Origin of the sequence: Enterobacter cloacae complex sp. 372C4 (assembly GCF_050030615.1) — a bacterium.
Classification (GTDB): Bacteria; Pseudomonadota; Gammaproteobacteria; order Enterobacterales; family Enterobacteriaceae; genus Enterobacter; species Enterobacter intestinihominis.
The window spans coordinates 385328-399265 of sequence record NZ_JBLGUQ010000002.1 but is presented as its reverse complement, the minus strand read 5'-3'; the positions used below and the strand labels follow the sequence as shown (position 1 = coordinate 399265).

Genomic DNA, 13938 nt, shown 5'->3' with positions numbered 1-13938 from the left:
TTAAACTTACCCACCATGTTTTTCCCTTTCTACATTTAGCTGTGAATAGATTATTCGTCCAAATGCTTTTCACGCATTAAACTAAATGCCTTTTCAATTCAAGTAAATGCTTTTCTTATTCGATCAAATGCTTTTCGCATGCACCTGAATGCCGGATCATTGCTATTTCTTTTAAAAATCATCACGTTACAATGGTCGTGATCTTTATTGTTCTCTATTGATCTCTATTGATCTAAAGAATTGATCTATCTTGTGGAAAACGGGGATAAATTCCCTCTGAGAAAGAGCTCTGGCCCTACAAATTTAGGATTGGATACAAACCCTGTATAGAATGCAGCCGGGAAAAATATCAGTTAGCATGAAGTTATTAAGAAAGATAAATTCAAACTATTCAGATTTTCTTTTTAATTTAATTTTTAAAACAGCCTATTTTTGAATTAGTAAGATACCTAACCACTAAAAGAAATTTTGTTTTTTATGCCTTCAGAGTTGTTTGAATCTGAGAGCATTAATGTATCATGTAATAAAAAAAGGTGCTTATATGAATCATTGCGACTATCAGATTATTGAAATCAGCCCAAAAGATCTTATTATCGAGCCTGGATTTAATCCACGGGAAGCGGTAATCGGTGATCTTTGTTACGAACAGGAGCCAGTAAAATCGGCAATTATTTCTCTCAAGCAAGCCTATAAAGAGGGGCGACGTGTTGATTTAATTAAGGTAGTAAAGAAGGACTCCAAGTACGTTGTCCGGCAAGGGCATTGTCGTTACAGAGCATTATTGCTTGCTCTCGCGGAAGGAGCTGACATCCAGCTCTTTTCAGTCGTACTTATGCACTACAAGGATAAAATCGAAGAATACCTAGAGAACCTTGATGGGAACAGGAATAACAGTCTCAATCCCGTTGCACTAGCTTACGCACTCGCAGAGACCCTGAAGCTTGGCTCTACCGTTGAATCCCTTGCTATGCGCTATCAGCGGTCTGGCACAGCGATTCGCAATCAGCTTAAAATCCTTGATATGCCTTTAGAACTGCAACGTTTAATCAGCCTAAACCTTATTAAAAAAACACTCGCGATTGAAATCATGTTGAAGTATTCCAATGATCATGCAAAAGTCCTTGCACACTTGGAGTCCTGTTCTTTTTTAGTGCCATCTTCTGGCGTACTTGATTTATCGAAACCAACAACCGTTGAAACAGCAACAAACAGTGAGCCACTCGAAGAACAGGAAAAACCTCCTGTACATATTAACCCTAAAGACATTAAAACAAAGTCTATCACTCGCAGTTCGTTAGGTATTAAACGTCTTTCACATAAAAAAACTGAACGGTTAAAAAATGAATTTATTGGTTTGATTGATAATGTAGGGTCAACAATGTCAGACAATAATAAACTGACAGAATTAATTTTAGACGGACAGCATTCTAATTTATTTATGAACGTCAGTAACACTTTAATCACAAAAACAAATGAAAGTGTAAAGATCACTTTAGATGAAGCAAAACTTCAACTTGTATTAAGTCTTCTAAATGATGAAAATACTGCAATCATCATTCCAAAATCTAAGGTTACAGAACTGAACGAAATTCGTGACCTTTTGACAAATGAGTAGATAGCTGAGGATAATTTATGGACAAGATTGTACATTTTACCGTCATTAATACTTTTAACGATTTACTTATTGCGAAAGCCTCGCTCGACCGTAACATTGTTGAGATCAACGCTGGTAAGCGCTTTGATCATTTTGAAGAAGGACATGATCAGTATGTACAGAAAGTGACTGACGCTTTACTTATCGTGGAGGGACGTCTGGAGAACCTTAAAAAATGAAACATTCAATTTTTTTTACTCACGATGGTTATTTATTGCCAGCGGTCGTAAAGCCTTTCCACGGTAACGATGGGCACTATTATGCCATGATCACACGTGAATGCTTTGCCTGCGGAGGGACAGGAGAAATCGCAAACGCCGTCTGCGTGACATGTAATGGAAGCAAAACGTCACCGGCCACAGAGGAAAAACTGGTACTGAAAGAGGGCATCGAATTTCTTGAAACTATCCCGGAATTTCGCTGCAATCCCGATCTAGACGCTTGGAAACGTAGGCACAGCGGGCACCTGGCATTGTTACAAGCCGATAATTCTAAGTTTGCAGTAAGCATTTCACAGCAGTTAAACAACAATCTCTTTTTAACAGTTCGTCAGTTAGAATCTTTCTACTCAACTTACCAACCCGTTTCTAAAGATTTGCCAGAAAACGCTGATGTACCTGTTGAGCATTCTTTCAGCATTGGTGATGTAGTGAGTATTGATATCATTTTTACAGAAGTGCGAGCTGCTTTTTCAAAAGGCTCCCACAGCTACTTTTTTACTTTTACAGGCAAAAAGCAGAATGATGGATTCGCATTAACAGGTAATGTGCAGGATCATGTTTTATTGGGGCATAGCTATCATCTTTCCGGAAGGGTGAGAAAGATCCACTATTTTGACTCTGTGCCCTACGCATTACTGACGGTGTTTAAATTAACCACAAAGCCTAGTGCGTAGTGAACAGAACTCCCAAATACAGGGTGTTTATTCATTAGCCACAGGCTTTCTGCACTGTCGTGCCGACTCACTCACGTCAAATTTGTTGCTCACGCATCGGGTTTTTACCCGGTTTTAAACTCCGAAAAATATGCCTATTTCTTTAAATTCAACACCCGTTATTAACTAATCTTTTAAATTAAAAATGATAATCTTATTAATTATATATTTAATTTTATTCTCCTTAACATTCAGGTTAAGGCGATTTTGTTAAAACGGAGTGATGTATGCAAAATGATCTTGGACTTGGGTTCATCTGCAAGTCAGCAAGAGCGTCAGCAAAAATTATATCCCGGAAAGTTACTTTTCCGCTAAATGGCTCGAGTACTACAAAACTTACCCTAACGGGACTACAGTGTCATCCATCCTGCCGGTTTCCGTTTTACCAGCTGTCTATGCTAATCCACAACCAGCTCGCTGATCATGCCGCCAACGTTGTCGATGAAAATGCTCCGTTCACTGTATCCATTAACATACATGAATGGCTGAGTCGTGCCAGAGTGGCATTTATTGATTATCACGGTCTGCGTAATACCGATAAAACAGCAATGATCACATTGGATCATCTGGAAGAATTACTTACTCACTTGTCGACTACATTGGCCGTATATATCCCGTATTCAAAGAAGCGCCTGAACTTTAGCTTTCTGACGTCCTTTACACTGATCAAAACATCACAGTCTTATACTTTGATGTTCCCTGGTGTGCTGCGGCCGATCTTGGTGTTACTTGGGGGGTTAATTCAGGAATTTATGACCGAGAAGTTATTGAAGAGACGTAATACCCAACTTGTCATTTTTGAATATTTGCGAAAGTCTCGGCGCCATTCCCATAAAATTACCGATATTGCTAACGCTCTTCAGTTGCAGACGGTGAACGTACGAATCATGCATGTTCTTACCCAACTTGCAGATCTGGGGCTTATATCGTTTATTTGTGAAGGTAAGAGAGGGGAGCGGTCCATCGAAGAGCTTCAGTTTATTCCTTATGCCAGTCGGGACCATTCCGAAGTTTTGAGCTTTGAGGAATGGATAAGCCCGATCGACTAACCACTGACTGTCACTTAACGAAGGACAGCCAGGATCTCTTTTTCCTTTTTTCGCGATTTTGATTGACTGCCGACAGAACGGTAAGCATTGAGAGTATGAATTTCAAAACCGCGTTCTTCATAGAGCTCCAGCGTAAAGGGAGTCAAGCTGTTGGATATGGCCACTGAAGCCCCTTTACGATGAGCTGCCACCAGCATATCCGCCAGTTTAACATGTGCGCTCTTATTGAACGGTATGCCGTCATAACTGACAAAGCTGGTTTTGCTGATTTTATCATAAGGCGGATCGCAATAAATTTGGTCACAACCACCAGCACTCTCCAACGTCAGACCAAAATCTGCGGTTGTCAGCTCAACGCCAGAAAGTCTGAATGAGAGATAATCGACTTTCTGGGGGTCCAGAGTTAACTTGGATCGATTCCCCCACGGAACTGAGTACTTACGTTTCAGATTGTAACGACACAGGCCGTTATATCCGAGTCGGTTCATTGCGTAGAAAAGGACTGCTCGTTGCAGCGGGGCATCATCCAAACTGGTGCTGTTAAACGTGTTCCTCAGCTTTAAGTAATCCTCTTTATCAAATTCCCTTTCCGCCAGAAGATTCACTTCTCTGATGAATGCCGATTTATTCCGCTGGATGTTGCGGTACAGATTGATTAGATCCGGATTACTGTCTGCCAAGAGTGCATCGGTGGCAAACATGTTAAGGAACACAGCGCCCCCGCCGATAAGTGGTTCGACCCACCGACGGCTCTGATCATGTGGGAAATGCTGACTGATGAATGGCATCAGTTTGGTTTTACCCCCCGCCCATTTGATGATTGGTGTATGTTTTCGCAACGCGTATTCTCCTTTAAGCATTATCGGTATGTCACCCTTATGGTACCGAAAGCCGGATTACAACCAACAAGGTTTAAGCAGGGAAAATCGCGGGTGTTGTGAAAGAAATTTTCATTCCGACACATTTTTTTATTTTTTTTCACTTTTTGGCAAAAAAGTTAACTACCTTCTTAGCTCGCATAAACATTTGTTTTTAATTGTTTATTTAATCTTTTAGGTCTGAGCATCAGAACGTTTTGCTTCGCGAAATTCGGAATAAACCCCAAAAGTACCTTTTTAACGAAAAAGTGAGATTTTTTTTTCCGGTAGTATTCACGCACAGATGAAAGGTATGGCAAAAAAGAATACAACGGAGTATCTATGAGTGATCTGATGACTGATTCCCAGCAAACTAACTCACGGGTCTTTAAATCACCCCTCGTGTCATTTTCAACAGTGACAGGTTCCGGCCGATTCGTCAGTGGCATGAAGCAGTTCCGCGACGCGAACCCTGACCTTTGTAATGAAGTCACTGAACAAAAAGCTTGGGCTATCAACCCTTCAGTGGTTCAAATCTCGCCAGGCTTCAACTCCCGTGAGATGGGGATGGGGGAGGCATATTACCAGCTGCCGGAAGTCGTAGATCATCTCAATAACATCAAGTGTGCATTCATCCGGGGTGATTACGTTGACCCTATACGCGTTCTGATCAAAGACGGTATTCCGTACGTTTGCCAGGGCCATTGCCGTTTAAAAGCGGCTTTAATGGCTCAGGCAGAAGGACATACTGACCTCACCATTCTTTGCATCGAGATGAAAGCCGATGAGATCAGCTGCGAACTGACGACAATTGACGGGAACCGTGGTCTGGCTCTTTCTCCAGTGGCACTGGGTGAATCCTACAGACGTCTTCAGGCGCTGGGCGGATGGTCGCTTGATCGTATTGCCGAACGTGAGGGCAAGAGTAGTACAACCATTGCTGCTCTCATTCGTCTGACCGGATGCTCTGTCTACATCAAAAAATTAATCCATGCCGATGCTATTTCCTATGTTGCAGTCCTATCCCTTATTGATGAGTTCGGTGAAACGGAAGCCATCTCTCGTATCGAAAAAATGATCGCCGAGCTTGAGAAAGCTGATTCAAGCGGTATCAAGATTAAGAAGACGCCACGTGGCAGTATTCGTGTTGTCCCTTCCGATTTTAAACCGGCACGTGTTCCACCTGTTCTCGCCACAAAAGCCGTAGAAGGGGTCAAACTCATCACTACGAGTTTGTTGCAGAAACTCGGTGATATCCAACTTCCCGAAGTGACCGACTCCAGCGAAGATGAAGAAATTTCCTTTACGTTGAACCGAAGCATGCTGGAGATGCTCAAGAACCTGCAAAGTGAGATCACTGAAGCAGAAAACAAGCAGCTTCGCCGGGTCGAAAATCGGCAAGCTCGATTGAAAGGGGAGAAAGTGACTTACAAATCCGCGAAAAACACAAATACTGGCGGAGAACCACAATCTGAAGCACCACCAGCACAGGCTTGAATTAAGCATTTCAACTTATGAGTAGCACATAATTAGAAGTACGATATTCAAGAACGAGCCACCCAGGCTCTCGCCCATTGCCCCTACTAAGTAGGGGCTTTTTTTTGTCCTGTCTCCGGCACGCTTTCTCTTCATTAAAACGACATCTGTCTGTCCTACCTCCCGCAGCGCAACTTTCGAGATTTTTATGTCGCCCAACCTATTAGCTTTTTGAACGAGGTTGATATCCTGGTAATAGATAATTCCTACATAAAGGACTGATACTATGTCTGCTGTTGAATCTAATTTCCCCCAAATTGGCGCCCCAGGGAACTCTCTGGTCGCTTGTATGCCCCTAACTGGCCTCAGTGTTAACGAGGATAACTTTCTGCCCGAAATGCGGGAAGAGCTTGGCATCATTGCCAGCCAGGTCGAATCCTATAACGAAGAGCTTAGTTTACTGAGGTCCATGTCCACTCAGTTTATGAAATACGGAAATCAGAAGCTCTATTCCTACCTCTCGGGCTATAACCATCTCATTTCAGAAACAGATGCCCTGTACGCAGAAAATGCACTTCGTTCTGAGTACTGGAAGCGGGTAATGGCCCTTACCGATGTGCTGTCCGTGATGTCTGACGAAAAAAAGAACGAATGGGACAAGCAATTTACTGCTGACCGGTATCACCGGCCTCCGCAAGAGATCCCTGAGTTTACACTCGACGCAGTAGTTGCCACGGTTGTCACATTGCTCAATGACCGGCATCAGTTCATTAAAGAGCGCGTCTATGCCGTTTTTCAATCATTAAGCCGTCACCACAAAACCAATAAAGCTTTTGGTTTCTCAACCCGCATGATCACCGTCGGTGTCTGTGAAGGGGTGAAAGACAAGTGGGTAAAACTTAAAGTTGAATTCAAAGAATCAGGACTCATGCCACTGTCGGAACTGCGGGTGATCTGTTCTTATTTCCGGGGAGAAACAGTTAAACCGGTCTATGACACGAAAAAAATGGTTGAGAATATGGTTGGTCATGCTGGGTTCAGAAATTGGATCAGCCTGGATGGCAACAGTATTCGTTTTCGGGTTTACAAGAATGGTTCGATGCACATTGATGTACATCCTGATATTGCAGAACGGCTTAACAACATTCTTGCTGCCATTGTCCCTCTGGCGCTGCCTACTGAACGCTTAGCCCATTACAAAGCCACGTTGCAGGAGTTCCCGGCACTGAAACGCTGCATCGATTTTCATTCACGGATGCAGCTCGCAGAGCTGGAATTCACTCGGAATGAAAAGGAATGGTCCAGCTGGACATCGCTCGGTTATGCCGGTGAGTTCGCTGATAAAACGCGGCAGGTGAACGCGGAGGTTCTGCGGTTCCTCGGTGCCCGGATTACTAGCTACCATGTGACATTTGATTATGACCCGACCGAAGTGATGCGCTTCATCGGTCATATGGGTGCCATGCCCGATATTGTATCCCACCAGTTTTACCCTTCATCGCTGCGACTCAGTGAATACGTCGCATCCATTATTGCGACCGGGGAGGGGGAGCGACTGCTAGAGCCAAGCATCGGGCACGGGGATTTGCTGCAATGTTTTCCTAAGAGCGTCAACGTTACCGGCATCGAACTGGATACACTAAATTGTCTGGTCTCCCGAGCTAAAGGTTACGATACAACGGAGGCCGATTTTCTGGCATGGTCAGCAGCGAACCCAAATCAGAAATTCGACTGCGTGGTGATGAACCCACCTTTTGCTGACAACCGGGCTAAACTCCATCTACTGGCCGCTGCGTCTCATCTCGTTTCCGGCGGGCGTTTAGCGGCCGTCCTGCCGCTATCCCTTCAGGGGATCGATAACCTGCTGGGCGAGGGATACCGTGCTGAATGGATGGACACCTTCGATAACGAGTTTGACAACACTGCCGTCTCCGTCCGTGTTCTGTATGTAGAATGCCTTTAACTGAAGGAAAGACCATGTCTGAAATCTCACCTGGCCTGCCAGAGGACCAAAATGATGTTGAATTTATGATGGATGATTTCCAGCAGAGCCTGGGGAAAAGTAAACCGGTACATGAAGTGCAATTTCTGGGAGAGTCACCGCAAAGTGAAGACTCCGCCAACGCTGCCGATTCGCCCTGGTTTGAAAACTAACCTGTTAAAGGAGTTGGTACAGATTGCTCCCTTTATGGGCTCCCTACAAGATAGCGGGGAGCCCGAGCAGTGGTTATTACTCAGGATGAGATAAACTGTGATTAATAGTGCATGTTAAGCACTTCGCATTCCTGCTTTTATTGGCGAACATTTCACTCTTTTTTTCTTGTTTTTTATATCCCCTTCCCAGAAAAGTTAGCCTTGCTCACTTGGTATTATTGATACCTGACTGGGGGAGGATAATCATGAAATGCAGGGCGATACTTTTAGCACCACTCATAGCTTTTTCGTTTACGGCACAAGCTGAGATTGCAGAGTTAAGATTCAATGACACTCAGAATCAACCAAAGATTGTTGTTCCATCTGTGCAGTGGATTAATCCAGCAACCTCATTCGAGGCTGATGTAATCTCCGGCTTAGACCGGTACGTCCAGTTGTCGTTACTTAATGTCAACGGTGCAAGCTTGTGGAGCACGAAAAGTAGCAAAGTTACGGTTGATGACCGTATGACCTCCAGTAGCGGGTATGACTATTATGGAAAAAGGTTAAGTGTCCCTGCGTTTGGTGAAGATAATTACACCCTGAGGGAAGTGATCACAGATCTCCAAAATAATGAAATTTCTCGCCGGGACTACGTTATATCTATCGACCGCACTCCCCCTAAAACTAGCACAATTGGATATACGCGAAATGGATGGCAATATGGTAGCGAAGCCATCTTTACCAGCGTTCCTTCAGGTATGCAGTATGCCTCTGTTCAGGCTCTCGTCTTTTCAGGCCTTTCAGACAGTCGCTCTGGTCTCGACCGGGCTGAGTACTTTCTTGTCGATTCGAACGGCGTTGAACGAAAGAGAGGGGCTGTAATTAACCTGGTCGATAATTCAGTAACCGTCCAAAATACTACTGCGAGCGATCCAGCCCTGGCGCCAGCTTCTCAGTCTGAATACCGTATGGGCCTTTATGTTTATGACAAGGCAGGAAATAAAGCATCAGTAAGCAGACAAAGTGTGATTGATCGGGTCAACCCTCCTTCTGTTCTACAGGTGCTTAATACCAGGACAAATACCTGGGAAAACTACTCAGCTGGGATAACTGTTTACAGTAATCCAATATCATTGCGGGTACTCAGGAATAAAAGTAACTTTACTGCTGCTAATAAAACAAGCTTTGGGTGGGCAGATGCCAATTATCAAAGTTCTGACAGCACATATAATATTTATTCGTTCAATTTTGTTTTCCCCAGTACCGGTGATATTTATCACGAATTCCAGACACTTGCGGGAGGCGTTCGTCGGTACCATCACTCTGAGTTATCTTTCACTCCTTCCCCAACCATGGAACTTGCACCAAAGGTCACAAGCAAAGAAATTTTTCGTAGTGATACCGGTAAATGGAGCAGTGCTACTGGGAATGTAAGAACTGCCAAATTTACCCAAATACGCGTGACTACCGAACCTCGTAACTATGTACAACGGGTTGCAGCTAATTCGAACCGTAACTGGTACTGCCTTATCCCGGTAGGAAGCACTGGTTGTACCATGAACGTGGATTATACCTTTACTTCCGATAAGGGGATGCAATACATCCATCTGGTCTCAGGTAAAGACGGTACTGCTATTTATGATAATCTGGCTGGGGCATTCGTAGTGATTTGGGATAACAACCCACCGGTTATTAACGCCGTAAAAATTAACCGTATGGATAAAAATGTAACCATGACGGTTACTGATGATGACCGGATAAATGGATGGCAAATAGGAGCATGGGATACCCGAGAATTTGGCGTGGTGCTTAAAACCGAAACGGGGAATGTGATTGACCTACCCGCCAGGACATGGACAGAGAGTGATTTTAAAACAAAAAACGCGGTCATTTCCTATGCTGATCTGCCGGACGGCAAATATACCGTTCTGTCCGCCTATGCAAGAGATCTTGTGGGCAACACGGCAAACTACGTGATAAATGATTTGCTTACCATTGACTCCACTGCCCCTCTAATTTCCTACCGGTATCTGAATGATGATCCTGAAGGCAAACTGGTTAAGGGACTAGAAAACCTCAGAATTAGTGTAGCTGACCCTTCAGGTGACGCCTCGCTTGAATCACTGGTGTTGAGCGGTGGACCAAACAGTGAACAGGTGACATTAGCTTATTCCAGTCAGGGCTCAGGAGTTTATACGCCAGAGTACCCGCGTATCTTTCCCGTAATAGCAAAAGAGGATGGCATTTATACAATTGAAGCTCACGCAGTCGATGCCTCTGGAAACCGGTCCTCGAAAAAGCTCAATTTCCTCTATCAACCAGCAAACATGATCACTCTGGACAGGCTACGTACCCTTGCTACTGCGGCTGCACTAAAGACCACGGATAACCAGCCACTGGCTTTTATCCGGACAAGCGTACTTCGCCGAAAGGATGGTTCTGTCATTACTGGGCAGTTAAACGGTACGCTGTCCGTGCGGAAAGATGCTGACTTCCCGGTAAGTGTAGCTGGCGTAACCGTTGCGCCAGGAGAGACAAAGGCAATCATTTTTGATATGGGGCAGGGTGAAGAACGTATTTATTCTGTCACACCAGGAAAGAGTGGCGTTTCTGGTACATCTGAGTTTGCCGTGGAATTCCCGCAGTTCTGAATAATTTTGGGGTGTCGTTAAGTCGGCACCTTGCTGAAATATAGCCAAACCTCCACCCATATCTTTCAGTTCCCGCACTGTGGCATTTACATCAAAACATGAATTCTTGCTTACTTGTTCGTGTACGAAAAGTCACTTTTTCTCGTCCTGGTGAAGATCCATCTCAATAGTCAATCCGTTGCCAATTTTTACCTCGCCAAAGTTGTTATAACGGACATTTTCAAAAGTTTAAAGCTATGAAATACCTCTGATAACCAGCAAGGTCAGAAGAAATGATTTTGTAAAATAGGGACAAATACATCCCGGGAGCATCACATGCGTAAAATACTGACAGGCTGTATCATTGCCACGGCCATCTCTTCAACTTATCCGGCGGCGGCTCAGATTTTCAGTTATTCCTATACCGACACCAATCAGCTGGCAATGACGCTTAAGCCTGCAACGCAGAGCTATCTCAATCCGGCTGGCGCCCTGACCCTAAACTTAATTTCCGGTCTAGACCGGTACGAACGTGTGACTGTAACCAGGGACAGTGATAAAAAGGTTATGTATTCGGGACTAACGGCCAAGATAAGTGTTGCAGACCGCATTGTTGCTGCCGACGGCACAGAGTATTACGGAAAGGACATGGGGTTACCTGCACTTGGTGAAGGGTCTTTCACGGTAATCAATGACACGCTAGATCTCCAGCAAGCCGTCGTAAGTTCCACAACGTATCGTTTCACCATCGATACTACAGCGCCGAAGTACACCAGCATATACCCAAGCCAGAACGCAGGCTATGACATGGTCCTGAGTGGACCACTTTGGGAGCTCGGTCGCGGAGGTTCTGGCCAGTTTTCCATCTTTGCTGACGGCGTTGATGATGCGTATGGCATAGACAAGATCCGGTTGGTCATCAAGCGCAGCAATGGAACAGTCGTTTCCGATAATACACTCAGCTACGACACGGCGGCAAAACGTGCCTTTTACCCCTGGATAAAGGAAGCGGTCACTCAACCTGGCATGCCCACCAGCGATCTCAATGAAGAATTCACCTTCAATTTTATCATCACTGATAAGGCCGGAAACACGCTGAATATTCCTCCGCAGCGCTTTTTATTTGATGACCAGATAGGTGAATATACGCCCTTTGCGGTCCATGACTCACGAGTCAGTACGAGTGTGGTTCCAGGGATCTCTTCAGGGTACGTACCGTTTGTGCGGGGGCTCTCTGTACTCGAAAACCCGTACCGGATGGTCATTCGTATTCCCCGAACTAACTGGCAGCCATACCGTAACGGCGGCATCACCATTCTTAACAATTATGGCGGCTCTAAGGTTATTTCAGAAGACACGACCTATGTGTACGTAGAAGTGAAGCTCCCACAGGGTACTCTGGATGGAAACTACTATCGCCCTGTGAACAGGTACCAATGGGCCGGTGGCGGTCTGACTCAGTACGCCTCCTGGCTGAACTGGGACCCGGCGGCGGTAAAAAGTCCTGCGTGGGGGAGTCCTGCGATTGAGCGACAGAAGTCTGACGGCACTTGGTTCAATAGCGTCGACTGGAAAAATTTTCTGGCTTCAGATATGCCGGTGAACCTAACCAAGATCCGTTTCACTGTGCAAGCACGCCCCTACGAACAAGCAATTACCGGCAGTGCCACCTGCAAGATCCCTGCCGGGTCAACGTCGTGTACTGTCGACCTGACACAGGCGATTACAAACGGTACCACCGGCTATATACATACTGCCTATGAAGTGCGTTCGACAACCGAGTCCACCTTCTTCATGCCGCTCTGGGAAAACATCGCCTGGCATACAAAGGGGCCCACAGTTACTGGCTACAACTACAATGATGCGACCAACATTCTTCAGGTATTCGTCAACGAGCCAGGAGACGGATGGTATTTCGATGCCGTTAAACTGAGCCGGGTGTGGTTGTCTGACAAATCCCGCAATAACGCGGATATCAACGTGACAGGAAAACAAACGGGGCGTAACACAGCAACCGGGAATTATACTTACGACTTCAACCTGAAACAGATCCCGGAGGGCAGCTATAACGTGCAGCTCAACGCCCAGGATTCTTTCAGCAACACGGGAAGCTTAGCCTACAAAACCGTGACGGTCGATAACTCGCCGCCGTCCATCAGTATCAACTACGAAAACAAACCTATCACCAGCAACGTGACAGTGTTCGGCTTGGAAAACGTCCGAATTCAGCTCGCAGATACTCTGACCAAACCCTCGTTAACTCGCATGACGCTTCGAGGTGGACCGGTATCTGATGCTGTTGAGTTGTCCTGGGTAAATCTCGGAAATGATCTCTATACACCGAATTACCCGAAGATCTTCCCGTCACTTAATGACGGTGAAACCTACACGTTGACCGTGTATGCCAAAGACGAGATGAACAACGTTAAAGAAAGCGCCGTCGAATTTAACTACCTGCCGAACAACCTGGTACGTCTGGAGAACCTTAAGACCATCTCCGTCAGTACCGCCCTGAAAACGTCCGACAACACGCCGCTGGCTGTACTGTATGCCAGCCAGCTGCGCAAGAAGGACGGTTCTATCGCAACAGGGAAACAGGACGCGATACTGACGGTACGTAAGGATGCGGCCTTCGGCGTTACGGTGAATGGGGTTTCCGCAGCACCAGGGGAGAGCAAAAACGTTCAGCTGGATCTGGGTCTGGGTGACAGCCGCAGCTTCCCGATTTTCCCATCGATTTCCGGCGTCAGCGGAACGTCAGAATTTATGCTGAATATCGAGGAACTGAAGTAAAAGCGAGGCAGGGTGACCCGGTACCGGGTCACCCTTTCAAGGTAATGGCACCGCGATGATGATTATCCCATCTTATCCAGATTCCGGTCACAGGTTTATGCACCGTTTTTGTGGATAACCTGATGTCCCATCACTAAAACCGCAAATGAAACTGGCCTGCCGCTCTCTGCGGATCTGCCCATACACCTACCCGTCAGCATGGATCAACACATCATTCACCCGGCATAGTGGATTTGGGCAACTCTCCTAACCGGGAAGCGTGTTGCTTTTCATCTTTAGCCACGAAAACCCATCCTTAAGAGGCGCCTAAACGGGAGGCTTTTTTATTTCACCATGACTCCAGCACCGAAATTCGCTGGACTACGCTACAGCCCGATACAGCAGGTTTATCAATGACTTAAGCGAGTTC

General features: G+C 45.6%; 10 protein-coding genes. 9 read left to right on the top strand and 1 reads right to left on the bottom strand.

Going from position 1 to position 13938, the window contains the following annotated elements; genetic code table 11:
- Window positions 1–541: 541 nt before the first annotated feature.
- The 4 genes from ACQG11_RS25165 (at window position 542) to ACQG11_RS25150 (ending at window position 3637) form a co-directional block, all read left to right on the top strand.
- On the top strand, window positions 542–1615 hold the full coding sequence (locus tag ACQG11_RS25165; RefSeq protein ID WP_022652149.1) for a hypothetical protein: 1074 nt from the start codon (window positions 542–544) through the stop codon (window positions 1613–1615).
- A 17-nt stretch (window positions 1616–1632) separates the two neighbouring features.
- Window positions 1633–1833 (top strand): hypothetical protein, encoded by a 201-nt coding sequence (locus ACQG11_RS25160; RefSeq protein WP_022652148.1) that lies wholly within the window; start codon window positions 1633–1635, stop codon window positions 1831–1833.
- Window positions 1830–2549 (top strand): hypothetical protein, encoded by a 720-nt coding sequence (locus ACQG11_RS25155; RefSeq protein WP_015063095.1) that lies wholly within the window; start codon window positions 1830–1832, stop codon window positions 2547–2549. The genes ACQG11_RS25160 and ACQG11_RS25155 overlap by 4 nt, the downstream gene beginning before the upstream one ends.
- A 266-nt stretch (window positions 2550–2815) precedes the next feature.
- Window positions 2816–3637 carry a hypothetical protein gene (locus ACQG11_RS25150; RefSeq protein WP_015063094.1) on the top strand — a complete coding sequence of 274 codons (822 nt, stop codon included), beginning with the start codon at window positions 2816–2818 and terminating at the stop codon, window positions 3635–3637.
- 14 nt (window positions 3638–3651) lie between these two features.
- On the opposite strand, the gene ACQG11_RS25145 is transcribed toward ACQG11_RS25150, so the two are convergent.
- Window positions 3652–4497, bottom strand: coding sequence for a DNA adenine methylase (locus ACQG11_RS25145; protein WP_166792053.1), 846 nt, complete (start codon window positions 4495–4497; stop codon window positions 3652–3654).
- A gap of 339 nt (window positions 4498–4836) precedes the next feature.
- Between ACQG11_RS25145 and ACQG11_RS25140 the strand changes: the two genes are divergently transcribed.
- The 5 genes from ACQG11_RS25140 (at window position 4837) to ACQG11_RS25120 (ending at window position 13529) form a co-directional block, all read left to right on the top strand.
- Window positions 4837–5991, top strand: coding sequence for a ParB/RepB/Spo0J family partition protein (locus ACQG11_RS25140; RefSeq protein WP_022652146.1), 1155 nt, complete (start codon window positions 4837–4839; stop codon window positions 5989–5991).
- Window positions 5992–6256: 265 nt separating this feature from the next.
- Window positions 6257–7933 carry a DUF4942 domain-containing protein gene (locus ACQG11_RS25135; protein WP_015063091.1) on the top strand — a complete coding sequence of 559 codons (1677 nt, stop codon included), beginning with the start codon at window positions 6257–6259 and terminating at the stop codon, window positions 7931–7933.
- Window positions 7934–7947: 14 nt separating this feature from the next.
- Entirely contained in the window at window positions 7948–8124 is a 177-nt protein-coding gene (locus tag ACQG11_RS25130; RefSeq protein WP_022652145.1) for a hypothetical protein, read from the top strand.
- A 245-nt stretch (window positions 8125–8369) separates the two neighbouring features.
- On the top strand, window positions 8370–10757 hold the full coding sequence (locus ACQG11_RS25125) for an Ig-like domain-containing protein (RefSeq protein WP_022652144.1): 2388 nt from the start codon (window positions 8370–8372) through the stop codon (window positions 10755–10757).
- A gap of 315 nt (window positions 10758–11072) precedes the next feature.
- Entirely contained in the window at window positions 11073–13529 is a 2457-nt protein-coding gene (locus ACQG11_RS25120) for an Ig-like domain-containing protein (protein ID WP_022652143.1), read from the top strand.
- Window positions 13530–13938: the final 409 nt, after the last annotated feature.

Bases quoted from the DNA above. Each gene is read 5' to 3' on its own strand.
- ACQG11_RS25120 (WP_022652143.1), top strand. From the start codon at position 11,073: ATGCGTAAAATACTGACAGGCTGTATCATTGCCACGGCCATCTCTTCA.
- ACQG11_RS25135 (WP_015063091.1), top strand. From the start codon at position 6,257: ATGTCTGCTGTTGAATCTAATTTCCCCCAAATTGGCGCCCCAGGGAAC.
- ACQG11_RS25140 (WP_022652146.1), top strand. From the start codon at position 4,837: ATGAGTGATCTGATGACTGATTCCCAGCAAACTAACTCACGGGTCTTT.
- ACQG11_RS25150 (WP_015063094.1), top strand. From the start codon at position 2,816: ATGCAAAATGATCTTGGACTTGGGTTCATCTGCAAGTCAGCAAGAGCG.
- ACQG11_RS25165 (WP_022652149.1), top strand. From the start codon at position 542: ATGAATCATTGCGACTATCAGATTATTGAAATCAGCCCAAAAGATCTT.
- ACQG11_RS25160 (WP_022652148.1), top strand. From the start codon at position 1,633: ATGGACAAGATTGTACATTTTACCGTCATTAATACTTTTAACGATTTA.
- ACQG11_RS25130 (WP_022652145.1), top strand. From the start codon at position 7,948: ATGTCTGAAATCTCACCTGGCCTGCCAGAGGACCAAAATGATGTTGAA.
- ACQG11_RS25155 (WP_015063095.1), top strand. From the start codon at position 1,830: ATGAAACATTCAATTTTTTTTACTCACGATGGTTATTTATTGCCAGCG.
- ACQG11_RS25125 (WP_022652144.1), top strand. From the start codon at position 8,370: ATGAAATGCAGGGCGATACTTTTAGCACCACTCATAGCTTTTTCGTTT.
- ACQG11_RS25145 (WP_166792053.1), bottom strand. From the start codon at position 4,497: ATGCTTAAAGGAGAATACGCGTTGCGAAAACATACACCAATCATCAAA.